This window comes from Trinickia dabaoshanensis (assembly GCF_002879885.1).
Lineage (GTDB): Bacteria > Pseudomonadota > Gammaproteobacteria > Burkholderiales > Burkholderiaceae > Trinickia > Trinickia dabaoshanensis.
In genome coordinates this window covers 57646-81357 of record NZ_PNYA01000009.1, presented here as the reverse complement: position 1 = coordinate 81357, position 23712 = coordinate 57646, and the positions used below count along the sequence as shown (strand labels likewise).

Below are 23712 nucleotides of genomic sequence, written 5' to 3'. Positions count from 1 at the left end.
TCGTCGTGAACGGCGCAGCGTAGCATGCACGGACACGGCGCGCGACTACGGGAACGCTCGCGGTTTGGGCACACCGGCGCCGTTTTCCAGGTCGGCGACGGCTCGACGATGCGCGTGCTCGATCGCCTCGGCCGGATTTTCGTAGCCGGCATCGCCGCCGACCGTCGTCCAGCGTTGCACGGGCTTGTCTTGATGCCGTATCTCGTACTCGGCGTCCCAGCGCGAACCTTCGAGTTCGATCGGCCGCACATGGATCGAATAGACACCGTAGATGAATTGCTCTTCGGCCATCTTGATCCTCCCTATTCCGAATCTGTTCCGAATGGGCTCGGGGCGCTTGCGACGAGGCTACAGCTCGATTTCGCCAAGGATTTGGTGCGCGAGCGCTTTGGCTTCCTCCAATGCTTCCGTCACGGTGGCGCTAGCGCCTTTGACTTCGTAGAGCATCGTCTCGGGCTCGGTCGCGTCGTCGCGCGCCAACTGGACGACGCCCTGGAACCGGCCGTCGTCGAGCGCTTGCACGCCGGGCCTGGCCGTGTAGATACCTTTGGTGTAGGTGAGCTCTTCCATGTTCGCGCTCCCGTTCGGACGCATGAATTCATGCTAGCACGCCGTTGGCGCACTAGCGGTTCGTATGACGGCCCGGGCGCGCCTGGCGTGCCTGGCGTGCCGAATGGGCCGTCATCGAGCATGAACCGCGTCTATGGCAGGAGTGCGACGACCTCGTCGAGCGTCGGCGAATGGGCACCCGCATGGCGGCATGCCGCCGCACCCGCCGCTAGCGCGAACGCCAAATGGTCGCGCCAGGGCTGCTGTGGCCGCTGCATGAGGCTAAAGAGCAAACCGCCGATCGACGCATCGCCCGCGCCGACGGTATCGACCACTTCGATGCGCGGCGGCATCGCCGCGATCGTCTCGCCGGGCGTGATCAAGGTGGCGGGTCCCGCGCCGCGCGTCACGAGCACGGTGGCGTCGCGATTCATCGCGCGCAACTGCTCGAGCGCCGTGTCCTCATCGGTCCCGAACAGACAGCGCAAGTCTTCGTCGGAAACCTTGATCAGGTGCGCGAGCGCGGTCATCGTTTCGAGCATCGGCCGGTAGCCGTGCTCCATCAGATTCCGATAATTCGGATCGAAGCTGATGCGTACGCCTTGCGCGCGCAAATCGGCCGCCAAGGTAGCCAGCGTCGAGCTCAAAGGGGCGCGGGCGAGACTGATGCCGCCGAAGTGCGCCCAGCGCGCGGCGCCGATCCAGCCTTCAGGTAGCGATTCGGGATCGAACGCGAGGTCGGCGCTGGCATCGCCGATGAAGAAGTAGGCGGGCGGGTGCGTTTCGTGCACGATTGCCAGCAACGGGGCGCGATCCACGCGCTGAAGGAAGCGCAGATCCAGGCCCGCGGCCTCGCTCGCGCGCCACAACTCGTCGGAAAAGCAATCGGTGCCAATCGAGCCGGCAAAAGCGGTGGGCAAGCCCAGCCGCGCCACCGCGCGCGCGACGTTCCAGCCCGCACCGCCCGGATGCGCGATCCAGTGCGCGCCGTCCGTGCGGACGAGATCGGTCAAGATGTCGCCCGCGCTGACGAATTGCGGGAAGCCCGAGCGCGTCACGCCGCTTGTTGCCGGCTCCGGGGTCGCTGCGGTTCTCGTTTGCATAGGTTGTCCGTTCAAGCCCGGTTCGAAAGATTGCCGCCGCTGCCGTTCGTCCACGCGCCGGCCGCGGCGTCCATGCCGTTGCCTCGCGTCGCGATCGGTGCGGCAGGCGGCTCGCTCGCGTCTTCGCTTCTCGCGCCGAGCGCGTGGAGCACTTCGTAGCACGCGCCCATCGTGTGGTAGTCGGTCTTGCCGGCCGGGCTCTTCTCGTCGCTGTACTTGCGGTTGTCGCACGTGAGGATGCGATACCAGGCGCCATAGCGATGGTCGACGAAATGCGTCCAGCTATAGCTCCAAATCTCGTCGTACCAATCCCAGAAGCGTTCGCTGCCCGTGCGGTGCCCGAGCAGGGCGGCGGTGGCGAGCGTTTCCGCCTGGACCCAAAAGTACTTGTCGTGGTCGCAGATCTTGCCGTCGGGACCGAAGCCGTAGCACAGGCCGCCGTGTTCGTCGTCCCATGCGTGCGTCAGCGCCGCGTCGAAGAGCTCCACCGCGCGCGGCAAGAGCCACGGCAGCGGCCGGTGACGTTCGAGGATCAAGAGCAGCTTGGCCCATTCCGTTTGATGGCCCGGCTGAAATCCCCAAGGACGGAAGATGTTCGAGCTATCTTCCTCGTTGTAATGCCAATCGACCGACCAATCCGCGTGGAAGTGCTCCCAAACGAGCCCGTGCGACAGCTTGGCTTGACGTTCGGTGATATTCGTCGCGACACGTTCGGCGCGATCGAGGTAGACCAGGTGGCCCGTCGCCTCGTAGGCGGCGAGCAGTGCCTCGGTCGTGTGCATGTTCGCGTTTTGTCCGCGATAGGTGGAGACATGCCAGTCGGGGGTCGCTTCATCGGCATACAGCCCGGCGGCGGGGTCCCAGAAGCGGCGCTCCATCAATTCGAAGGTTTCGGCGATTTGCAGCCGCGCCTCTTCGATGCCCGCCATTGCGGCATGGGCTTGCGCGAGCAGCACGAACGCCAGGCCGTAGCAATGCCGCGTACCGTCGATCGTGCGTTTTTCGCGATTGCGCCACTCGATTTCCCAGTCATATCCGCGATGCTCGGCGTCCCAGTGCGCATCGCGCATGAACGCGAGCCCATGGCGCGCGTATTCGAGGTATTGCGGATCGCCGAAGTGGCGGTACGCCATCGCGTAATTGAAGACGAAGCGGCAACTGCTCACCAGGTGGCGCGAGGTGCGGTTATAGACGCTGCCGTCGTCCTTGAAGTAATGGAAGAACCCGCCCGACGGATCGTGAACCGTCGGCGCGTAGAACGCCAACGTATCGGCCACGTGCTCCAGCAGGAACGCGCGATCGCGGAAGTCGTCGACGGGCGGCACCATCGCGTTCGTATGAACGGCGCCGGCGGCCGGTTTGGGGCTTCGAGAGGCGTTGGGAAGCTTCGTCATGATGTGGTTTCCGATTCAATACTGGCCGTACCGAGCGGGTCGCGTGCGCCGGCCGTGCTGGCTCGCACCACGAGCCTTACGGGCAGGCGCACCGTCAACTCGCCGGGCGTGTCCTCCAACAGCATTTGAACCCCGCGCGCGCCGAGCGCTTCCTTGTCGATCGCGATCGTGGTGAGTGCCGGCGTGGCGTGCGCGGCGGCGGGGATGTCGTCGAAGCCGACGAAAGCGATGTCCTCGGGCACGCGCAAGCCGCGCGCGAGCGCGACGCGCATGGCGGCGAGCGCCGCCACGTCGTTATAGGCGAACACGGCATTGGGCCTGTGCTCCGGGCCGTGCGCGTCCAACAGCCGCTGCATCGCCAGCGCCGCGCCTTCGTCGGGCGGCAGATGCGCATCGATCGACGTCTCGAGCGACGGATCGAACAGCAGGCCGGCCTCGAAGAAGGCGCGCCGATAGCCGAGCGCGCGCTGCGCGATGCTGTAGTGCGCGAGCGAGCCGCCGATGAAGGCGACGCGCCGGCGGCCGAGCGCGAACAGGTGCCGCATCGCGAGTGCCGCCCCTTCGGCGTTGTCGAGGTTGACCGAGCGCATATTGGGGGCCCACAAGTCGATCAACACGAGCGGGCGCTGCATCGCGGCAACGGCCGCGAGCGTTTCCGGTTCGACGAAGCCCGCCACCGCGATCGCATCGGGCGCATGCAAGCGCAACTGTTCGGTCACGTCCTCGGTCGGGCCCGCCGTCAACAGCGACGGCACGATGCCGTGCGCGCGGCACGCATCCTCCACGCCGTGAAGAACGTGAGAAAAGAACGGGCTCGCGCCGAAGTTGTTGTGCTGGCGATGCAGCAAGAACGTGAGGCGCCGAATGCGCGGTCTCAGTTGCGCCGCATCGTATCCGAGCCGCTGCGCCGTTTCGACGATCCGCAGCCGCGTGGCTTCGGACAGTCCCGGCTGATTTTTCAGCGCGCGCGAGACGGTGCCGATCGACACGTTCGCCGCTCGGGCAATGTCGCGAATCGTGGTCGCCATCGTCGCTCGCATTCAAGGTGAAAGAATGCGGCCAATTGTATAGTAAAAACGACGTACGACCGCCCGTTCAACGCCTAGGAATTCACCTTAAACGTTGAATCGGTAAGGGATGCACAACGAAAATATGTTTAGTAAAAAATGCTAAACGCCGTTTTGGCGAGCCGGCTCAGTCGAGCACGCTCGCATGTTGAAGGCGTGCCGTTCCCGCCGCTTCGTGCAAATGGAGTTGCGCCGCGCCTTCCTCGAGATCGATCACGAAAAAGCCGCTTGCCTCTTTCTTGGCCCGATGTTTGGCGAGTGCCGCCACCGAGGCGATCTCCTCGCTGCCGTAATGCACCTGGTGCCGTGCGCGGGGCGTTACGCGCACGCAGCCGATCGCCATCGTCACGAAGCTGAAGAACGAGGGGTTGCCGCGCCGGTCCTCGCCGTGGATGCCGCCCGCGGCGCGATCTTCGTCGGCGTAAAAGCGCAAGGCGCCCGTATCGAACGCGCGCAACGCCCGGGCGACGCGCTCCGCCCAGTCGTCGCTCTGAAACAGGACGAGGAAATCGTCGCCGCCCACGTGGCCGAGGAAGTCGCGCGTGGGATCGCAGACGTCGGCGAGCACGGCCGCCGCGAACTTCAGCACTTCATCGCCTTGCCAGTAGCCGTAGCGGTCGTTGAACGGCTTGAAATGGTTCAGATCGACGTAGCATGCATAGAACCCGGCCCGATGCTCGACGAGGCGCGCGATATGCGAACTGATCGGGATGTTGCCGGGGAGGAACGTCAAGGGATTGGCATAGCGCGCAGCCTCGATACGCACCTCCGTCACCGCCCTGACGAGCGATTCCCCGGTGCCTAGGCCGACGTAGCGCTCCTCGTCGGTGATGACGAAGCCATCCGCGAGATAACGCTGATCGTCGCTCGCGAGCAGTTTGGCCATCTGCTCGACCGTCATCGATTTCTCGATAATGACGGGCGAGGCATTGGCGAACAGCATGCAAGGCCGCTTGCCGAATAGTTCGCGGTGGTAGGGCAGCGCGTAGCGATCCATGAAACTGCGCCGGTTGATCAGGGCGACGGGGCGCTCGTTCTCTACGATGGCGACGGCATGCAGTGTCGGCAGGCGGTTGAACAGTTCGAGCACGTCGTTGTTCGTCGCGCTCATCGGGAGCGCCGGTGCGGTGACGATCATCTTCGCGGCGGCCATTCCGCCCGAGGGCGAAGCGGCCACGGGCGTGCGCGTGGCGCCGGGGAAGACGGCGATATGCCCCGCGCCGAGCGCGTCGCGCGCGCCTTGGGTGAATTCGCGCGACGCTTGCGTGGCGGGGCGGCCGATGAAGAATCCTTGGCCCAGCGCGATGCCCATGTCGCGCACGACGATCAGATCCGCCGCGTTCTCGATACCCTCCGCCACGAGTCTCGCGCCGCTTGCGCCGGCGAAATGCTGCATGGCGCGCACGGCTTCGAATTTGAGCGGGTCGTTGGCAATGTCGTGAATGAAGAAGCGATCGATCTTGACGACGTCGGGCTGCAAGCGCACCCACAGGTTCATGCTCGCGTTGGCCGTGCCGTAATCGTCGAGCGCGAATTGGATGCCCGTCTCGCGCAACGCATTGACGGCGGGGGCGAAGGCGGCGACGTCGGCGATCGCGCATTGCTCGGTCAACTCGAGCACGATCCTCTCGACGCCGAGTCCGCGCCGCTGGAGCCAGGCGATCGTGCGTTCGCGCGTTTCCCCGAGCGCGACGAGCGCCTCCGCGCTGAAATTCAAAAATAGCTTTCCCTCGCATCCGAGGCTCGCGAACGCATCGATGCACCTGCGAGCGGCCGCGTGCTCGAGGGCGACCGATAGCCCTTCGCGAGCCGCCTGCGCGAACAGCGCGCCCGGCGATTCGAGCGGGGAGCCGGCGGGGCCGCGGATGAGCCCTTCGTAACCGAGAATGGTGCCTCCGTCGAAGTCGACGATCGGCTGGAAGACGGCGTTAAGCGTGCGCCGGGCGATCAACTGGGCGACGGACGGCTGGCCGAGCTGCGATGACGGGCTCAAAGACATGACGGGACAACAAGCCGGAATGATTGGACATTCGGCTTATCGACCGCGATGCTTGAGAATTGAATGAATTTTCGATGAAGCGATGCACCGATGTGGTGCTTTCGGCCGCGCGCCGAGCCGTGGCGCCCGTGACGGGCCCAGCACGGCACGATTGCGCGTCAGTCGGCCAACGGCTCGCGCTCCGGCTTGGCGAGCGAGTCGTTGGCGGCGTCGGCTCGCGCAGGTTCGCGCACGCGCTCGGTCTTCGCCATCGCCTCGGCCTCTTTGCGCGGGGCGGCCGCCTCGACCGGGCGTTCCGCGATGACCACGCGATTGCGCCCGCTTCCTTTTGCATCGAGGAGCGCCGTGTCGGCCCGCCGGATCACGCGCTCGATCGCCTCGCCGCGCACGTGCTGCGCGACGCCCACGCTGATCGTCAACGCGACCTCGAATTGACGCCAATCCTCGATGCGACGCCGCAACCGTTCGGCCACGCGAGCCGCGTCGTGCTGGTCCGTGCCGGGCAGCAACACGACGAACTCCTCGCCGCCGAAGCGTCCGGCGACGTCGCTCGGGCGCATGCTGTGCTGGATATGCTGCGCGATCAGTTGCAAGGCGCGGTCGCCCGCGTCGTGGCCGAAACGGTCGTTGACGGCCTTGAAATGGTCGGCATCGATATAGAGCACCGAAAAAGGCTGCGCGACGCGCTCGGCGCGCAGCAAGATGCGGCGTCCGAGTTCGAACACGCGGCGCCGGCGCGGAAGCTGAGTGAGCTCGTCGATGTCGGCGAACGCACGCAATTGACGTTCGAGCCGGAAGCTCTTTTTCTGAGAGCGAAGCGCGAACAGGTTCGTGACGAGGCTCGTGGAGATGGCGATGAACATCGAGAGCACGACGCCGAACTGCTCGACGGCCGAGGGCTGGCTAATCGCCACGAGGGCGAGCGGTCCCGCCAGGGCGAGCACGGCCGCGGCGGGGAAATCCCAACCGCGCAGCAGCACCGGACTAAACGTGAGCGGGATCAGCACGAAGGCGGGCAGCACGATCAGCATGCCGTCGCCCCATTGCAGCGCGTGTAAGACGATGCCGGCCTCGAGCGAGGCGATGAAGGCCAGCGCGGCGAGGCTCGCGCGCAGTCCGCTGCCTTTGCTCCAAGCGACGACGAGGGCCAGCGCCATCGGTAGCGCCGGCAATGCGCTCGTGAGCGCGGCGGGTGCCATGCGTTGCTTATCGAGCCAGGCGTCGCCGGCTACGAGCACCACGTAGCCGACGAGCGCCGTGGCGAGTTGCGCGCAGAGGAAAGACCAAAGGCGATGGGCGGCGTAGTCTTCGAACGAATGCGCATCTTCCGGCGCCTCGATGGTCTTGGCGCGCTGCCCCCGGACGCGCCGCATGCGGCGCGACGCCGCCTCATGGCGAACGTCGTTGGATCTATCCTCGCTGTTCATTATTGTCTCGCTTGGACGTGCAATTTCGGCATCGACGGAAAAGCTTATGGCACCCCGTATCGTCGCGCCATTCTAATAGCGCTAAAAGCCGCGCGGAATGATTTTAAGAAGATTTATGAGCGGCGGAAGGCCGCCTGTCCGCGTATCGCGTCTTTTTGACCGGTGGAGCCGGGTGGCGGCAAATGCCGAGCACGCCCTCGAAGCATTTTCGACGGGCCGGTCGAACGTAATTCCGAGGGTCATTCAAACCTGCAAACGTTTGCTTTTTCGTGCGGGCGATTTCTCGCGCTGAAACTCCCTCGCGGGTAATCGCCTTTCGATCTCGATTACTAGGCTTTCAATGCCAATGCAAAAGAGCGGCGGCGCGCGACGGCGTCAGCGTGGCTCCGCGGCTACGGGTTCCGCGCGCTCGGCCTGCGTGTCGCGCGCCCAGCGCTGGGCCAGCGCTGCGCACACCATCAACTGCATCTGGTGAAACAGCATGAGCGGCAACACGACGGCGCCCACGGCGTGGGACGCGAAAATAACCTTGGCCATCGGGATTCCCGATGCGAGGCTCTTCTTCGAGCCGCAAAAAATGATGGTGATTCGATCTTCGCGGTTGAATCCGAGCCGGCGGCTCGTGAACGTCGTGATGGCGAGCGCCGCGGCGAGCAGCAGCGCGTTGACGAGGAAGAGCCCCGCGAGCGCGGGTAGCGGTAGATGGTGCCAAAGCCCTTCGTTGACGGCCTCGCTGAACGCCGTATAGACGACGAGCAGGATCGAACCTTGGTCGACGAAACGCAGCAGTCCCCGGTTGCGATCGACCCACGCGCCGATCACCGGCCGCAACAGTTGACCGGCTAGGAACGGTACCAGCAACTGCATGACGATGGCGCCGACGGTATGCCAGCCCGAGCCCGTCGTGGCGGCGTGGTTCGTGACCACGATGCTCACGAGCGCCGGTGTGAGAAAGATGCCGAGCAGGCTCGACGCCGACGCGCTGCACACGGCGGCCGGCACGTTGCCTCGCGCGATCGAGGTGAACGCGATCGAGGATTGAACGGTCGAGGGCAGCGTACAGAGAAACAAGATGCCCGTGTAGAGCGCCGGCGTGACGAGCGGCGCAACGAGCGGCTTCATCGCGAGCCCGAGCAGCGGAAACATCGCGAACGTGCTGAGCAGCACGACGGCGTGCAGGCGCCAATGCATGGCGCCGGCCAGTACCGCCTCGCGCGAGAGTTTCGCGCCGTGCAGAAAGAACAGCAAGCCGATCGCCACGTTGGTCACCCAATTGACGGCCACGGCGGCGGCGCCTTTGCACGGGAGCAGGGTCGCCAAGACGACCGTGCCGACCAGCGCAAGGGTGAAATTGTCGGGAATCAGAAAGGGAAGACGACGCATGAGCTACTTCTCGTTATCGCGGAATGAACGAATGCCCGAGGGCAAGAAAAATCAAAGCGGAAAATAGGGAAGGTAATCGAATTTTGCGGCACTGCGAAATAGTCGCATGAATGGGCGTGAAGCGACAAAGGGCCACCGTAACACCGAGTTACAACGGCGTCGCTCGCCTAACACTTTTTGCCTCGACACCTTGCTGGGCGGCCCATAAATTACACCTCGAGCTCCCACGGAGCACCATTTATCTGACCGTAAAGAAGGCGCGTGCGGCGCGCCGGTGCGCGACGGCATTTCCGTAGGGGGCAAGCGAGTGCATCGATCATGGCGGATTGCGCGTTGAAAATCGTTGGGCGGTGGGGGGCGGTCGTGCTTTGCACGCTCGCGGCTTCGATCGCCCACGCGCAGCCGCCGCACGGCCGCGACGTCTGGCTCGCGCCCTCCCGCGGCGTGCCGCTCTGGCGCGCACCCGCGCATCCGATGCAGGCTCCCGTTCGGCGCCCCGCACGCCGCGTGTTCATGATGTCGACCGACGCCTATGGACATGGCGGCGCACGGATGGTGCCGGCCCCGATCGTCGCGCCCGCGACGATCCCGCTGCGTCCCGTCAGCGACGAAGCGCGCACGCTCGCGCGCGAGGGCGGCGCCGCCTATTTGCGGGCGGGCTCGATCCGGGCCGATATCGCCCGCTACAACGAGGAGCGCGGCGCCAATCGCGCGCCGCCCGCGCCCAATGCCCGGGAGTCGAGGCCGCCCGCGTCTCCGTCCCTGTATCGCAATTGATCCGCAACTAATGCGCAACTGATGCGCGCACCGCATCCGACGCGCGCGGCGCGACCGGCCGGCGCGCGCCCATCGATCGTCGCGCCCGTGCGGGCACGAGGCCGGTCCCTCTCGCCCGCGCGACAGCGGAACGACGCTCCCTCGAACCACCGCGCTGAACCCGATGATGCAAATTCGCCACACTTTCGCACCCTAAACCCGGTTTTCCAACGTCAGCGAAGCACTCCTCGGACGAAAACATTTTGTCGTCCGGCACTCGTGCGTCATATTCCCCCCTGTTTCCGCAACAAAGGCCGAGAGCGAGCGCCCGCGCGCCTTTCCGGCCGTTTGCCGCGCGCCACCCGCGTGCACCGATTTGCACCGTTGCACCGGGTACGGGCAAGCGCGCCCTCGCATGCGGCACGATTAAGCGAATCGCTATACCGGCAATAAGCGGACGTAATTTTGTCCGGAAATATGGTCCGTAACGATGGGTCCGCCCCCGAACGAACAGGCGACCCACAGCGCCGCAAGCGGTTTGCACGCATCACTTTTCTGACAAATGACAGGAGAACTTATGAAAGCCACCGTCAGCCGCGCGCTGAAAACGAGTCTTCGCATGGCCGCCGTCGCTGCCTTTGCCGCAGCGGCAGGCACGGGCGCGCATGCCCAATCGAGCGTGCAACTCTATGGCCAGGTCGATACTTGGGTCGGGATGCAGCAATTCCCGGGCGGACAGCGCTCGTGGGTCGAGGGCGGGGGCGGAATGTCGACGTCGTATTGGGGATTGAAGGGCTCGGAGGATCTCGGCGGCGGCTATAAAGCCGTCTTCACGTTGGAGGACTTCTTCCTCCCCCAAAACGGCAACTATGGGCGCTTCACGGGCGACAGCTTCTTCTCGCGCAATGCCTACGTCGGCATCCAATCGCCGTACGGCACGGTGACGGCCGGGCGTTTGACGACGCACTTGTTCGTCTCGACCATTCTGTTCAATCCGTTCATCGATTCGTATACGTTCTCGCCGATGGTCTATCACGTGTACCTCGGCAACACGGCTACGCCGACGGGGGCGACGTACGGAACCGACATGGGCGTGGTCGGCGATTCGGGCTGGAACAACGCGGTTCAGTACTCGACGCCCGATTACAACGGCCTGTCGGGTAGCGTCATGTACGGCCTCGGCAACCAGGCGGGCAACAACGGGGCGAAGAAGTGGAGCGCCCAATTCCTGTACTTCCATGGTCCGTTCGCGGCGACCGGCGTCTACCAGTACGTGAACTTCAACAACAGCCCGGGCGACCTCGTGAACGTGCCGGCCTTCGGTACGATCGTGCCGTTCAAGAGCCAGAGCGTCGCGCAGCTCGGTGCGAGCTACGATCTGAAGGTCGTGAAATTCTACGGCCAGTACATGTACACGAAGAACGACACCCTCACCGGCGGTAGCTGGCACGTCAATACCGGGCAGGGCGGTGTGACGGTGCCGGTCGGCCCCGGCTCGGTGATGGCTTCGTTCGCATACTCGCGCGATGCGGGCGGTCTCGATCAGACGCGCCGCACGTGGGCGCTCGGCTATGACTATCCGCTCTCCAAGCGCACGGATCTGTACGCCGCGTACATGAACGACAAGTTGAGCAGCTTGTCGACGGGGCAAACGGTCGGCGCGGGGATTCGCGCGAAGTTCTAAGCGACCGGCTCGCTTCGTTGCAGCAAGGCCGCGGCGTGCCCCGGCCTTGACCGGTGCGCGTTGGCGCGCGCACCGAGCCTCGCCGCCCGTTGCCTATACTGCAAGCATCCGCTTCGCAGCCGGCAAGCGTGCAAGAGGCTCAGCCATGACCGATCTTTCCACGCCGCAAGGTCACCGCGCCATGGGCGCGGCGCCGGCTCCCCGCTTGCGCTTCGTCACGGCCGCCGCGCTCTTCGACGGGCACGACGCAGCCATCAACATCGTCCGCCGCATCTTGCAAGCAAGCGGTGTCGAAGTCATCCATCTCGGCCATAACCGGTCAGTCGCCGAAGTCGCCCGCGCGGCGCTCGACGAGGACGCCGACGGCGTGGCGATATCGAGCTACCAAGGCGGTCACCTCGAGTACTTCAAATATCTCGTCGATGCGCTGCGCGAAGGGGGCGGCGAGCACATCGCCGTGTTCGGCGGCGGTGGCGGCGTGATCCTTCCCGATGAGATCGGCGAGTTGATGCGCTATGGCGTCGAATGTCTTTATTCGCCGCAGGCGGGACAGCAACTCGGCCTGCAAGGCATGATCGACGATATGGTCGCGCGCTGCCGAAGCGCCGCCGCGCGGGCCGATGCATCGGCCGAGACGCGCGCGGACGCATGGCTCGCTGCCATCGATGGCGATGCACGGCAGCCGCGGCGCGCGTTGGCGAAGCTGATCACCGCGCTGGAGAACGGCCGCACGGACGGTTCGATTCACGCGGCCTTGGCCGAGCGGGCCGGTGCGAGATCGCGCGTCCCGGTACTCGGCGTGACGGGCACGGGCGGCGCGGGCAAGTCGTCGCTGACCGACGAGCTCGTGCGAAGGTTCCGGTTGGACTTTCGCGATGCGCTTTCCATCGCGATCCTCGCCGTCGATCCGTCGCGCCGCAAGTCGGGCGGCGCGCTGCTCGGCGACCGCATTCGGATGAACGCGATCGCCGAGTGGGGCCACGGCCCGCGCGTCTTCATGCGCTCGCTCGCCACGCGAGAAGCGGCGAGCGAACTGCCCGACGTCATCCCCGATGCGATCGCCGCTTGCAAGGCGGCCGGCTTCGATCTCGTCATCGTCGAGACGTCGGGGATCGGGCAGGGCGATGCCGCCATCGCACAGGTCGCCGATCGCTCGCTCTACGTGATGACACCGGAGTTCGGCGCCGCGAGTCAGCTCGAAAAAATCGATATGCTCGACTTCGCCGATTTCGTCGCGATCAACAAGTTCGACCGCGCGGGTGCGCTCGACGCGCTGCGCGACGTCGCCAAACAGATGCAACGCAATCGCGGCGCCTTCGGCGAGGCGCCGGAGACGATGCCGGTCGTCGGCACGATCGCCTCACGGTTCAACGACGACGGTGTCACCGCGCTTTACCGGCGCATCGCCGGCGCGCTGCGCGAATTCGGCTTGCCCGAGCCCGCGCCGGAGCCGAGCGTGCGCTCGACGCGGCCCGACGTTGATCACGATCCTGCCGATGGCGCGATCGTGCCCGCCGCTCGCGCCCGCTATCTCTCCGAGATTGCCGACACGGTGCGCGCTTACCGCGCGAGAGCGATCGAGCAGTCGCGGCATGCGCGCGAGCGTTGGCAGCTTGCGGAAGCCAAGCGCATGGCGGCCGAAGAGGACGGAGCGCCAAACCAAGCGCCAACCCAAGCGCCGGCAGCACAGAAGGACTCCCCCTCCGCGTCGCTCGCGTCACGCCTCGATGCCTTGATCGCCGCGCGCGATGCGCGTCTCGGTGCGCGCGAACGCGCGTTGCTCGACGCCTGGCCGCGCACGGTGGCCGAATACTCCGCCGATGAGCGCGTCGTCACCATTCGCGGCCGCGCGTTGCGCACCCCGCTCACCGCGACGACGCTTGCGGGCACGTCGATCCGTAAGGTCTCGTTGCCGAAGTTCGCGGACCCCGGCGAGACGCTGCGCTGGCTCATGCTCGAAAACCTGCCCGGCTATTTTCCGTTCACGGCCGGCGTCTTTCCGTTCAAACGCGAGAACGAGGACCCCACGCGCATGTTCGCGGGCGAGGGCGATCCCGCGCGTACGAACCGGCGCTTCAAGATGCTCTCGGAAGGCATGCCGGCCCGGCGTTTATCGACGGCCTTCGATTCGGTCACGCTTTATGGCGAGGACCCCGACGAACGGCCCGATATCTACGGCAAGATCGGCAATTCGGGCGTTTCCGTCGCCACGCTCGACGACATGAAGACGCTCTACGACGGCTTCGACCTGTGCGATCCGGCGACATCGGTGTCGATGACGATCAACGGCCCCGCGCCGACGATCCTCGCGATGTTCTTCAACACGGCGATCGATCAGCAGATCGAACGATTGCGCGCGCATTGCACGGCGCAAGGGCGCGAGCCGGCCGAGGCCGAACTTGCGCAGACGCGAGCGCGCGCTCTGAACGAAGTGCGCGGCACCGTGCAAGCGGACATCCTGAAGGAGGACCAAGGCCAAAACACCTGTATCTTCTCCACCGAGTTCAGCTTGAAAACGATGGGGGACGTGCAGGCCTATTTCATCGAGCACGGCGTGCGCAATTTCTATTCGGTGTCGATCTCGGGCTATCACATCGCGGAGGCCGGCGCGAACCCGATCACGCAGCTCGCTTATACGCTCGCGAACGGGTTCACCTATGTGGAGGCCTACTTGGCGCGCGGCATGCGGATCGACGAATTCGCGCCGAACCTATCGTTCTTCTTCTCCAACGGCATGGAGCCCGAGTACACCGTACTCGGCCGCGTGGCTCGCCGCATTTGGGCCGTGGCGCTGCGCGAGCGTTACGGCGCGAACGAGCGCAGTCAGAAGCTGAAATACCACATACAGACGTCGGGCCGCAGCCTGCACGCGCAGGAAATCGCATTCAACGATATCCGCACGACGCTGCAGGCGCTGATCGCCGTCTACGACAATTGCAATTCGCTGCATACGAACGCGTTCGACGAAGCCATCACCACACCCACGCACGAATCGGTGCGACGGGCGATCGCGATCCAGCTCATCATCAATCGCGAGTGGGGCCTCGCGAAGAATCAGAATCCGAATCAAGGCAGCTTCGTCATCGAGGAACTGACCGATCTCGTCGAAGCGGCCGTGCTCGACGAGTTCGATCGTCTGACCGCGCGCGGCGGCGTACTCGGTGCAATGGAAACGGGTTATCAGCGTGGGCGCATCCAAGACGAATCGATGCGCTACGAACATCGCAAGCACGACGGCTCATATCCGATCGTCGGCGTGAACACGTTCGTAGGCGATGAGGCGTTGGAGGCGAAGGCGCCGCTCGCGCTGGCGCGTTCGACGCACGAGGAAAAGCGCAGCCAGCTCGAACGGCTGGCAGCCTTTCAGGAGCGGCATCGCAACGAGGCAGGGCCGATGCTCGAGCGCCTGCGGCATGCCGTGCTCGAGGGCGAGAACGTGTTCGCGGCCTTGATGCAAGCCGTGCGAGTGTGCTCCCTGGGGCAGATCACGCACGCGCTGTTCGAAGTGGGCGGACAGTACCGGCGCAACATGTGAACTGCCGAGGGCGGCGCTCGCCGCCCGTTTCTCTTGCGCTTGGGCTTATCGGCCGTCGCTCATCGCAACGACAGCCGCTCGCACGCTTGATCGTATTCGTGCTTCAGCCGCTCGACGAGTTCGGCGACGCTCGGGACGTCGTCCATCAAGCCCACGCCTTGACCGGCGCCCCAGATGTCTTTCCACGCTTTCGCCTTGTCGCTCGCGAAGTTCATCGCCGTCTTATCGGAGACGGGCAGCGCATCGGGGTCCAGCCCTGCGTTGACGATGCTCTCGCGAATGTAGTTGCCGTGTACGCCCGTGAACAGGTTCGTGTAGACGATGTCGGACGCGCTCGCATTGACGATCGCACGCTTGTAATCGTCCACCGCATGCGCTTCGCGGGTCGCGATGAAGCGCGTGCCCATGTAAGCGAGATCGGCACCCATCGCTTGCGCCGCGAGGATCGACCCGCCGTTGGCGATCGCGCCGGACAGGACGATGGGGCCGTCGAAGATTCGCCGCACCTCGCCGACCAGCGCGAACGGCGAAGTCGTACCCGCGTGTCCGCCCGCGCCGGCCGCGACCAAGATCAACCCGTCCACGCCGGCTTCGAGCGCTTTCTGCGCGTGGCGCAAGTTGATGACGTCGTGCAGCACGATACCGCCGTAGCTATGGACCGCATCGATGATCTCTTTGGCGGGCGCGCGCAAGCTCGTGATGAAGATGGGCACTTTATGATCGACGCAAACCCGCACGTCGTGCTCGAGCCGCGCGTTGGATTGATGCACGATCTGATTGACGGCAATCGGCCCGATCCGCGCGCCGGGATTCGCGGCGCGATGCGCGTCCAGCGCCTCGCCCATCTGCGTGAGCCATTCGTCCAGCAATTCGGCGGGCCGCGCGTTCAAAGCCGGGAACGAGCCGACGATCCCGGCCTTGCATTGCGCAAGCACGAGTTCGGGGTAGCTGACGATGAACATCGGCGACGCGACGATAGGCAGCGTCAAATTCTGTAGGACGGCAGGCAAGGCCATGACGCGTGTCTCCTCTTCATTAAAAGAACGAACGTTCGAATTATAGGCGATGAAACCGGGGTCGCCCGGCCGGTCGGCGTTCGAATGAGTGCTCTGGTTCTACGTTTCGTGGCGTTTCGAACGGGCAAGCGCCATCCACACACCTAGAATACGAATGGTTCGAACAACGATAAGAGGCAGGAGCGAGCGCTATGAGTTTCGCCGACTTTACTCCGTTTCGGGTCGACGCCGACGGCGTCGAAATATTTGGAATGACGGGCGGCGAAGGTCCCCCTTTATTGCTGCTGCATGGGCATCCGCAAACGCATCGCATCTGGGACCGATGCGTTGCGCGCTTGGCGGAGCACTTCACCGTGGTGGCGACGGATCTTCGCGGTTATGGGCAATCGGGCAAGCCGGCGAGCGATGCGGCGCACATGCCTTATTCGAAGCGCGCGATGGCGGCCGACCAAGTCGCCGTCATGCGGCATTTCGGATTCGATCGATTCCTGCTTTGCGCGCACGATCGCGGCGCACGCGTCGCACATCGGATGGCGCTCGATTATCCCGACGCCGTCGAGCGCATGATGCTGCTCGATATCGCGCCGACGCTCGCGATGTACGAGGCAACCGATCGCGCATTCGCCACGGCGTACTTCCATTGGTTCTTCTTGATACAGCCCGAGCCGCTTCCGGAAACGCTGATCGGCGCCGATCCCGAGACCTATGTGAAGTCCGTGATGGGCGGGCGCCACGCAGGGCTCGAGCCGTTCGAGCCGGACGCGCTGCGTGCTTATTGCGATGCGTTGCGAGCGCCCGGCGCGGTGCATGCGATGTGCGAGGACTATCGCGCGTCGGCCACCATCGATCTCGAGCACGACCGCGCCGATCTGGAACGTGGCCGTAAGATCGGCTGCCCGCTGCGGGTCCTATGGGGCGCGCATGGCGTCGTTGGGCGCTGCTTCGACCCCTTGCAGGAATGGCGGCGCGTCGCGCGCGACGTGAGCGGGCGCGCGTTGGCATGCGGTCATTACATCCCCGAGGAAGCGCCGGACGCATTGATCGCGGAAATCCACGATTTTTTCGAAGCGGACGAATCGGGCGAGCGCATGGTGCGCAGCGAACGCCACCTCAACGAACACCGCGCTTGAGCGCGCGCGGTTTGACGACCGGCTCGGCGGCCCCGAGCGGAGGCAGGCGCCGCGCGACCGGCGTCGCCTTGACGATCGCGGTGCTCGTTTCGGCACGCTCGCCGACTTTGCCGAGGATTTCGTCGAGCTCCTCGATGTTGCGCAAAAAGAGGCGGCAGATGAAGCAATCGTCGCCCGTCACCTTGTCGCACTCGACGAACTCCGGGATGCGGCGAATCTCGTCCTCCACCAGATGCAACTGTCCCGGCAGCGGCTTCACGCGCACGATCGCTTGCAACGTGTAGCCGAGGGCGCGCGGATCGAGTTGTACGGTGTAGCGTTCGATGACCCCTTGCGCCTCGAGACGGCGCAACCGCTCGGCGGTGCTCGGTGCCGAGAGTCCGATTTCCCGGGCGAGATCGGCCACGGCGGTGCGCGCATCGTCGGCCAGCAAACGCAGCAGCGTGCGGTCGGTCGTGTCGAGTTCGGCGCCCTCCGCGCCATTGGCAAGGCGTTTTGACATTTCAGCCTTCGTTTCGAAGAGAGAATGGGTATTCGGCCTAAGTTTATCTATGTTTTCCGCAGCGTCAAATCGTTAGACTGATTTGCATCGATCTTAGACTTTCGGTGCGTCCCCGGTTGCCGAGGCAGGCAGGAAGAAGGTGAGGGGGACGCAGTCGCTTCCACCCGACGAGGTGCATTCATGGCTAACCAAACAGGCAAGGAAATCCGGCGCGGCGCGCTCGAGATGATCGCCGCGATGTTGATCTCGGGCACGATCGGATGGCTCGTGGTGGCGTCCGGGCAATCGCCGCAAAACGTCGTTTTCGTGCGCTGCGCCCTAGGCGCGCCCACGCTCTTGGCGATTTGCCTGGCGTTGGGCATCATCCGCAAGGAAATGTTGACCTGGCGCACGCTCGGGCTGGCGGCGGTGGGCGGCGCGGCGATCGTCGCCAATTGGGTCCTGCTGTTCGCCGCGTACTCGCGGGCGTCGATCTCGATGGCGACCGTGGCCTACAACACGCAACCGTTCATGCTCGTTGCGCTCGGCGTCGTCGTGTTCCGCGAACGCATCACGGCTTCGACGGCCGCGTGGCTCGGTGTGGCCTTCATCGGGCTCATGCTCGTCGTGAAGGTGCAGCCCGCGGTACTCGCCGTGCCCGGGCAGTATCTCGAAGGCATCGGCTATGCGCTCGGGGCCGCGTTTTTCTACGCCGTATCGTCGATCATCACGAAGCGGCTCAAAGGTACGCCCGCGCAATTGATCGCATTGATTCAGGTCACCCTCGGCGTGCTGCTGCTCGCACCTTTCGTGAATTACCGCGCGCTGCCGACCACCTTTCTGCCCTGGGCCGATCTAGGCACGATCGGGGTAGTCCATACGGGCATCGTCTATATCCTGCTCTACGGCGCGATTCAGAAGTTGCCGACGTCGATGACGGCCGCGCTTTCGTTCATCTATCCGATCGTCGCCATCGTCTGCGACCGGTTCGCATTCGGACAGACCCTCGCATGGGTGCAACTCGCCGGCGCTGCGTTGATTCTGCTGGCCGCCGCCGGGGTGAATTTCGGCTGGCGCGTCATGCCGCGGCGCGTTCGGGCCCCGGCCGCATGCGGCGGCGCGCAGTGCGACTGAGGGCCGCTGTCGCCGATTCGCAGGGAAATCACCGATGCGTTGCGCCGGCTCACATCGGTATGATGACAACTGACGCTGATCACGTCGGAAATTGCGCCGTTCGTCCTCGATGATGAACGGCTTTCTTTTTTTGTGCACCCCTCGGGGTGCCGGCGGCCTAGGCGCGCAGCGCGACGTCCACGACGGGCGCGCCCGTCAGCGCGATCAGCTCTTGCGGCGACAAGTTGAATACCGCGTGCGGGTGACCGGCCGCGGCCCACAAGCTGTCGAGTTGCAGTAGATCCGAATCGATCAGCGTGACCGGCGCGGTCAGGTGACCGATCGGGCAGACGCCGCCGATCGCATAGCCCGTCTTTTCTCGGACGAATTTAGCATCGGCGCGCGCAATGCCGCCGACGTGCCGCGCGACCTTTTCCTCATCCACGCGATTGGCGCCGCTCGCCACGACGAGCACGGGCGCGTCGTCGTCGCGGCGGCGAAACAGGATCGACTTCGCGATTTGCGCGACCGAACACCCGAGCCCGGCCGCGGCCTCGGCCGATGTCTTGCCCGTTTGCGGCAGCATGACGACGGGCTTTTCGTGACCGCATTCGCGCAGCAGCAACGCCACGCGCTGCGCCGACTCGGGCAGCGCGACGAGCGGCTCGGACGCATCGGCCGCATCGGGAAGGTTCGTCGATCTCAACTCAGAATGCTCCATCCGGTGTTCTTTCCCGCGTGATCCGATTTACGAGGCGCATGCGGCATTGGCCGCTTTGGCGAGCAAGGCACGACCCGCGCGCGAGACGTTCGCGCGACCGACCGCCTTCGAAATGAAATCGCCGATGCTCACCACGGCATCCAGGTCGATCCCCGTTTCGATACCGAGGCCATTCATGAGATAAAGCACGTCCTCCGTTGCGACGTTGCCCGTCGCGCCCTTCGCATACGGGCAGCCGCCGAGCCCGGCGACGGACGCGTGATAGATCTCGATACCCTCGAGCAGCGCGGCGTAGATGTTCGCGAGCGCCTGTCCGTAGGTGTCGTGGAAATGGCCGGATAGCCGCTCGCGCGGGAACACCTTCGTCACGGCCGCGAAGACTTCGCGCGTGCGCCCCGGCGTACCGACGCCGATCGTATCGGCGATGTCGATTTCATCGCAGCCGAGCGCGGCCATGCGCTGCACGACGTCCACGACCGCCGGCACGGGCACTTCGCCTTGATAGGGGCAACCGAGCGCGCAAGAGATGCTGCCGCGCACGCGCAACCCGCTTTCCTTCGCCGCCCGGGCGACGGGCTCGAAGCGTGCGATGCTTTCGGCGATGGTGCAGTTGATGTTCTTCTGCGAGAACGCTTCGCTCGCCGCGCCGAAGATGACGATCTCATCGGCTTGCGCGGCCAGCGCGCCGTCGAAGCCCTTCATGTTCGGCGTCAGCACCGAATAGATCGTCCCTGGCCGGCGCTCGATACCGGCCATGACTTGCGCGCCGTCGGCCATCTGCGGCACCCACTTGGGCGAGACGAACGATGCCGCTTCGATATTGCGGAAGCCCGCCGCCGAGAGCCGGTTCACGAGATCGATCTTGATCTCGGTCGGCACGAACTCCTTCTCGTTTTGCAACCCGTCGCGCGGGCCGACTTCGACGATCTTGACTGCGTGGGGCAAAGACATGGACTGTCTCCTCGATGCTATTCGTTTGGAATGCTAAACAAAGACGAATCGGCTCGGGCATCGAGCGCGTCCATGCGCCGAGCCGCGAGCCGCCGGTTTGCGTGTTCAGTAGCCGCGGTGGAGGTCGACGATTCCGCCGATCGCCTCGCCGCGTGCGAGTGCTTCAATCTTACGCGCAATTTGCCGCACCGCCGGTTCGCGCAGGGTGAGCGCGGAAATGTGCGGCGTGATCGTCACGCGCGGCATGCGCCAGAACGGGTGCTCGGCGGAAAGCGGTTCTTGGGCGAAGACATCCAACGTGGCCGCCGCGAGCCGGCCCGAGTCGAGTGCGGCCATGAGATCGGCTTCGACGAGATGGGCGCCGCGAGCGAGGTTGACGAGATACGCGCCGTGCGCGAGCGCGTCGAACAAATCGCGATTCAGGATGCCGTCCGTATCGGGCGTGCTCGGCAAGAGATTGATCACGAGCTTCAGGCCGTCGAGGAATGCGGGAAGAGCGCTTTCGCCCGCGAAGGTGGCGACGCCTTCGAGCGTTTTCTTGCCGCGGCTGTAACCGCGAACGGACAACCCGAGCGAGGCGAGCGTTTTCGCGACGTGTGCGCCGAGCATCCCGAGGCCGAGCACGCCGATGTGGAACGATTCGCGCGGATGCGGCTCGAGTGCGTGCCACGGTGCGGCGCCGGTGCGCTCGCGCTGCGCGAGTTCATATTCGTCGAACCGGCGCAAGTAGCGCAGCGCGGCGTGCACCGCGTATTCGGCCATCTGTTCGGCCATGCCGGCATCCTCGAGTCGTACGAGCGGGACGCCGGCCGGCAACGTGCCGGGCGCGTGCCGCTCGAGCGCGAGCAGCGCGTCCACGCCGGCGCCGAGTGCGAAGATCGCGCGCAGGCTGGTTCGCCCGGCGAGCAACTCGGCCGGCGGGCGCCACAGGACGGCGTAATCGGCATCGGCCGTATCGCCGGGCGACCACAGGCGCACGCCGGCGCCGGGCAACGCGCGCTCGAGCGACGCGATCCAATCGGGCGCCTCGTCGGCACGCGGGGTATACAAGAGGACGTTCATGCAATGGCGGCCGCGCGACGCGGCGCGGCTCCGATCGACCGAGAATGGGCGTCATTTTACGGTCCGCGGCGATGGATGCGCTCGCCCGATAGCAAAGGCGCAAGCGCGGCGGGCGGCAATGGCCCGCTCACCGCGATCGCGAAGCGAGACGGCTAGCCGATCCGGCTGCCTTGCATGAAGTCGATCAACCGAACGTCGTCACCGGCGCGACTGCCGCCGGGTCGGTGAAGCTCGAGCGTCCCGTTTCGATGTGGCCCGCGATGCGCCGCATGAACGCCCCGCCTTCGCTCGCCTCGACCGTCAGGTCGTACCAATGATGGCTTTCGGCTAGGCGCCAGCAGGCTTCGTGTTCGCCATACGGCGCCAACTCGATGTGCCGCGGCGATGCGCCGTAGGCGTTGTCGATGACCGACAAACGCGCATGCTCATACCCGCGATTCACGAAGCGCAAATACAGATGACCGTTCGCGACGTCATAGCCGGTCTTGACCTCGATATCGAGGGCCACGCCTTCCCGGCGAGCGTCGCGCGCACCGACGGCCCCATTGAATTCGCGCACGAAGCCGTTCGGACCGTGCACGATGAACGCGTAGGCGCCGTTCGTCACGCTCAGATCGAACGTCTCGCGCAACGACTTATGCGCTTCGACCGTGTAGCGCCACGGCCCGTCCTGGCGGTTTTTCGCGTAGACGTAAAAGTGCGCGCCTTGTTCTCCGGTGTTGATCAAATCGAGCGCGAATTTCGCTTCGTCCGCATGCACGTGGCCGTTTACATGCAACTCGTAGGGCAGCGCACGAGCGCGGCGCACGCCGGGCTCTTGCGGATCGATCGTGCCGGGCGTCGCCGGTACGCTCGGCGCCGGCAGCGTCGAGCATTGGTTGTCGGCGATCGACTTGTAGTTGCTCGTGTCGGGCAGCGGCGGCATCGTCGCGTCGGGATGGCGGAAATCGAACGCCGAAGTCAAATCGCCGCAGACGGCGCGGCGCCACGGCGTGATGTTCGATTCTCGAACGCCGAAGCGCGCCTCGATGAAGCAGATGACCGACGTGTGATCGAACACCTGCGAGCATACGTAGCCGCCCTTCGTCCAAGGCGAGACGATCGTCATCGGCACGCGCGGTCCGAGACCATAGGGCAGGTTGTCGGCGGTGAAGTGCCCGCCTCGCCCCGGGTTCACGACGTTGTGAATCTCGCCGTCCGTCGTCACGGTGGAGAGGCCTTGTGCGCGCGAGGTCGGCGGTTGGGGCGGCACGATATGGTCGAAGTAGCCGTCGTTCTCGTCGTACATGATGAACAGGACGGTCTTGCTCCATACCTCGGGGTTGGCCGTCAGCGCGTCGAGGATCTGCGAGGTGTATTCGGCGCCATACGCGGGCGTGTACTTCGGATGCTCCGAATAGGCCGCGGGCGGCAGCAGCCACGATACCTGCGGGAGATTATTCGCGAGCACATCGGCCTTGAGCTGATCGAGCGAGCGTACCGTCATCGCGCGCTGCTGCAACGGCGAGCCCTCCGGCGCGTTGATGTACTGCGCGAAGTTCATCAGGATGTTCGTGCCGTAGTTGCCGTTCAGCGGATCCTTCCAGGTGAGCCCTTGCTGATAAACCTGCCACGAAATCCCCGCTGCCTGTAGACGCTCGGGAAACGTCGTCCACGACAGCAGTTGATAGGCGGGCGGCAGATCGCCGTCCACGTAATCGTTGTTGTCCAGCAGCGGTCCGCCCATCGTGCCCGTCGGATCGATGGTGCCCGTCATCAAGTACGAGCGATTCGGGTGCGTCGCGCAAGGAATGGAGCAGAAATAGTTGTCGCAGACGGTGAAGGCATCGGCCAGCGCGTAATGGAACGGGATGTCGCCGCGCAGGTAGTAGCCCATCGTCAGGTCGGTCTTGTTGGCCGGCCATTGGTCATAGCGGCCCGCGTCGATCGCGGCTTGCGTGGCATACCAGGAGTGATCGAGCGCGCCGACGCATTGGGCGCTCGTCGTTTGCGTATTCAGGTGAAACGGTGGCACCGGTTGCGCGGGGTTTTCCTTCGAGGGCTGTTGCCAGACGGGCGCGCCGCTCGGCAACGGGATCGGAAACCGGTCGTTGTAGCCCCGCACGCCGGCGAGGTGCCCGAAGTAATGATCGAACGAGCGGTTTTCCTGCATGAAGACGACGACGTGCTCCACGTCGCGGATCGTGCCCGTGCGCGAGGCGGCCGGGATCGCGAGCGCGCGGCGAATCGATTCGGGAAAGATCGTCATCGCGGCGGCGGCGCCCGCCGACTGGGCCATCGATTGCAGGAAACGGCGGCGGCTATTCGAAGTCGTCGGGTTTCTCTCCTGGTTCTTGGCGGC

The 23712-nt window shown here is 65.0% G+C and carries 19 protein-coding genes; 5 read left to right on the top strand and 14 right to left on the bottom strand.

Annotated features, from left to right (window positions below):
* Nucleotides 1–45: 45 nt before the first annotated feature.
* From C0Z18_RS11565 to C0Z18_RS11530, 8 genes are all read right to left on the bottom strand, one after another.
* On the bottom strand, nt 46–291 hold the full coding sequence (locus C0Z18_RS11565; protein ID WP_102645558.1) for a hypothetical protein: 246 nt from the start codon (nt 289–291) through the stop codon (nt 46–48).
* 57 nt (nt 292–348) lie between these two features.
* Nucleotides 349–570, bottom strand: a complete 222-nt coding sequence (locus tag C0Z18_RS11560; RefSeq protein WP_102645557.1) for a hypothetical protein — start codon at nt 568–570, stop codon at nt 349–351.
* Nucleotides 571–701: 131 nt separating this feature from the next.
* On the bottom strand, nt 702–1652 hold the full coding sequence (locus C0Z18_RS11555; RefSeq protein WP_102645556.1) for a carbohydrate kinase family protein: 951 nt from the start codon (nt 1650–1652) through the stop codon (nt 702–704).
* Nucleotides 1653–1663: 11 nt separating this feature from the next.
* Nucleotides 1664–2980: an AGE family epimerase/isomerase gene (locus C0Z18_RS11550; protein ID WP_233217285.1), complete on the bottom strand. Its 1317-nt coding sequence runs from the start codon at nt 2978–2980 to the stop codon at nt 1664–1666.
* Between the two features lie 62 nt (nt 2981–3042).
* On the bottom strand, nt 3043–4074 hold the full coding sequence (locus tag C0Z18_RS11545) for a LacI family DNA-binding transcriptional regulator (protein WP_102645683.1): 1032 nt from the start codon (nt 4072–4074) through the stop codon (nt 3043–3045).
* A gap of 166 nt (nt 4075–4240) precedes the next feature.
* Entirely contained in the window at nt 4241–6112 is a 1872-nt protein-coding gene (locus tag C0Z18_RS11540) for an EAL domain-containing protein (RefSeq protein WP_102645554.1), read from the bottom strand.
* Between the two features lie 158 nt (nt 6113–6270).
* On the bottom strand, nt 6271–7539 hold the full coding sequence (locus C0Z18_RS11535) for a GGDEF domain-containing protein (protein WP_102645553.1): 1269 nt from the start codon (nt 7537–7539) through the stop codon (nt 6271–6273).
* Between the two features lie 375 nt (nt 7540–7914).
* Nucleotides 7915–8922 (bottom strand): bile acid:sodium symporter family protein, encoded by a 1008-nt coding sequence (locus tag C0Z18_RS11530; protein WP_102645552.1) that lies wholly within the window; start codon nt 8920–8922, stop codon nt 7915–7917.
* A 333-nt stretch (nt 8923–9255) separates the two neighbouring features.
* On the opposite strand from C0Z18_RS11530, the gene C0Z18_RS32690 reads away from it, so the two are divergent.
* The 3 genes from C0Z18_RS32690 to icmF all read left to right on the top strand — a co-directional run bounded on the left by C0Z18_RS32690 (nt 9256) and on the right by icmF (nt 14897).
* Nucleotides 9256–9699 carry a peptide-binding protein gene (locus C0Z18_RS32690; RefSeq protein WP_146013995.1) on the top strand — a complete coding sequence of 148 codons (444 nt, stop codon included), beginning with the start codon at nt 9256–9258 and terminating at the stop codon, nt 9697–9699.
* 556 nt (nt 9700–10255) lie between these two features.
* On the top strand, nt 10256–11362 hold the full coding sequence (locus C0Z18_RS11515; protein ID WP_102645549.1) for a porin: 1107 nt from the start codon (nt 10256–10258) through the stop codon (nt 11360–11362).
* A gap of 145 nt (nt 11363–11507) precedes the next feature.
* The gene (gene icmF, locus C0Z18_RS11510) at nt 11508–14897 is read left to right on the top strand and encodes a fused isobutyryl-CoA mutase/GTPase IcmF (protein WP_102645548.1); all 3390 of its coding nucleotides are present in this window, start codon (nt 11508–11510) and stop codon (nt 14895–14897) included.
* Nucleotides 14898–14956: 59 nt separating this feature from the next.
* Here the strand turns inward: icmF and C0Z18_RS11505 are convergent, their stop codons facing one another.
* The gene (locus C0Z18_RS11505; protein WP_102645547.1) at nt 14957–15913 is read right to left on the bottom strand and encodes an NAD(P)H-dependent flavin oxidoreductase; all 957 of its coding nucleotides are present in this window, start codon (nt 15911–15913) and stop codon (nt 14957–14959) included.
* A 191-nt stretch (nt 15914–16104) separates the two neighbouring features.
* On the opposite strand from C0Z18_RS11505, the gene C0Z18_RS11500 reads away from it, so the two are divergent.
* Entirely contained in the window at nt 16105–17043 is a 939-nt protein-coding gene (locus C0Z18_RS11500) for an alpha/beta fold hydrolase (protein ID WP_102645546.1), read from the top strand.
* On the opposite strand, the gene C0Z18_RS11495 is transcribed toward C0Z18_RS11500, so the two are convergent.
* Nucleotides 17024–17545, bottom strand: a complete 522-nt coding sequence (locus C0Z18_RS11495) for an Lrp/AsnC family transcriptional regulator (RefSeq protein ID WP_102645545.1) — start codon at nt 17543–17545, stop codon at nt 17024–17026. The genes C0Z18_RS11500 and C0Z18_RS11495 overlap by 20 nt on opposite strands.
* 180 nt (nt 17546–17725) lie before the next feature.
* Here C0Z18_RS11495 and C0Z18_RS11490 point away from each other — a divergent pair, with 180 nt between their 5' ends.
* Complete coding sequence (locus tag C0Z18_RS11490; protein WP_102645544.1) at nt 17726–18658, top strand: DMT family transporter; 933 nt, start codon at nt 17726–17728, stop codon at nt 18656–18658.
* Between the two features lie 157 nt (nt 18659–18815).
* Here the strand turns inward: C0Z18_RS11490 and C0Z18_RS11485 are convergent, their stop codons facing one another.
* The 4 genes from C0Z18_RS11485 to C0Z18_RS11470 all read right to left on the bottom strand — a co-directional run bounded on the left by C0Z18_RS11485 (nt 18816) and on the right by C0Z18_RS11470 (nt 23649).
* Nucleotides 18816–19343, bottom strand: a complete 528-nt coding sequence (locus C0Z18_RS11485; protein WP_408646989.1) for a YbaK/EbsC family protein — start codon at nt 19341–19343, stop codon at nt 18816–18818.
* A 42-nt stretch (nt 19344–19385) separates the two neighbouring features.
* Nucleotides 19386–20309 carry a hydroxymethylglutaryl-CoA lyase gene (locus C0Z18_RS11480; protein ID WP_102645542.1) on the bottom strand — a complete coding sequence of 308 codons (924 nt, stop codon included), beginning with the start codon at nt 20307–20309 and terminating at the stop codon, nt 19386–19388.
* Between the two features lie 105 nt (nt 20310–20414).
* Nucleotides 20415–21371 carry a 2-hydroxyacid dehydrogenase gene (locus C0Z18_RS11475; protein WP_102645541.1) on the bottom strand — a complete coding sequence of 319 codons (957 nt, stop codon included), beginning with the start codon at nt 21369–21371 and terminating at the stop codon, nt 20415–20417.
* Nucleotides 21372–21555: 184 nt separating this feature from the next.
* On the bottom strand, nt 21556–23649 hold the full coding sequence (locus C0Z18_RS11470; protein WP_102645540.1) for a phosphocholine-specific phospholipase C: 2094 nt from the start codon (nt 23647–23649) through the stop codon (nt 21556–21558).
* Nucleotides 23650–23712: the final 63 nt, after the last annotated feature.

Coding starts and splice junctions, on each gene's coding strand:
- C0Z18_RS11480 (WP_102645542.1), bottom strand. CDS start 20,309: ATGTCTTTGCCCCACGCAGTCAAGATCGTCGAAGTCGGCCCGCGCGAC.
- C0Z18_RS11540 (WP_102645554.1), bottom strand. CDS start 6,112: ATGTCTTTGAGCCCGTCATCGCAGCTCGGCCAGCCGTCCGTCGCCCAG.
- C0Z18_RS11560 (WP_102645557.1), bottom strand. CDS start 570: ATGGAAGAGCTCACCTACACCAAAGGTATCTACACGGCCAGGCCCGGC.
- C0Z18_RS11530 (WP_102645552.1), bottom strand. CDS start 8,922: ATGCGTCGTCTTCCCTTTCTGATTCCCGACAATTTCACCCTTGCGCTG.
- C0Z18_RS11535 (WP_102645553.1), bottom strand. CDS start 7,539: ATGAACAGCGAGGATAGATCCAACGACGTTCGCCATGAGGCGGCGTCG.
- C0Z18_RS11470 (WP_102645540.1), bottom strand. CDS start 23,649: ATGGCCCAGTCGGCGGGCGCCGCCGCCGCGATGACGATCTTTCCCGAA.
- C0Z18_RS11565 (WP_102645558.1), bottom strand. CDS start 291: ATGGCCGAAGAGCAATTCATCTACGGTGTCTATTCGATCCATGTGCGG.
- icmF (WP_102645548.1), top strand. CDS start 11,508: ATGACCGATCTTTCCACGCCGCAAGGTCACCGCGCCATGGGCGCGGCG.
- C0Z18_RS11545 (WP_102645683.1), bottom strand. CDS start 4,074: ATGGCGACCACGATTCGCGACATTGCCCGAGCGGCGAACGTGTCGATC.
- C0Z18_RS11505 (WP_102645547.1), bottom strand. CDS start 15,913: ATGGCCTTGCCTGCCGTCCTACAGAATTTGACGCTGCCTATCGTCGCG.
- C0Z18_RS11555 (WP_102645556.1), bottom strand. CDS start 1,652: ATGCAAACGAGAACCGCAGCGACCCCGGAGCCGGCAACAAGCGGCGTG.
- C0Z18_RS11490 (WP_102645544.1), top strand. CDS start 17,726: ATGGCTAACCAAACAGGCAAGGAAATCCGGCGCGGCGCGCTCGAGATG.
- C0Z18_RS11500 (WP_102645546.1), top strand. CDS start 16,105: ATGAGTTTCGCCGACTTTACTCCGTTTCGGGTCGACGCCGACGGCGTC.
- C0Z18_RS11495 (WP_102645545.1), bottom strand. CDS start 17,545: ATGTCAAAACGCCTTGCCAATGGCGCGGAGGGCGCCGAACTCGACACG.
- C0Z18_RS11475 (WP_102645541.1), bottom strand. CDS start 21,371: ATGAACGTCCTCTTGTATACCCCGCGTGCCGACGAGGCGCCCGATTGG.
- C0Z18_RS11550 (WP_233217285.1), bottom strand. CDS start 2,980: ATGGTGCCGCCCGTCGACGACTTCCGCGATCGCGCGTTCCTGCTGGAG.
- C0Z18_RS11515 (WP_102645549.1), top strand. CDS start 10,256: ATGAAAGCCACCGTCAGCCGCGCGCTGAAAACGAGTCTTCGCATGGCC.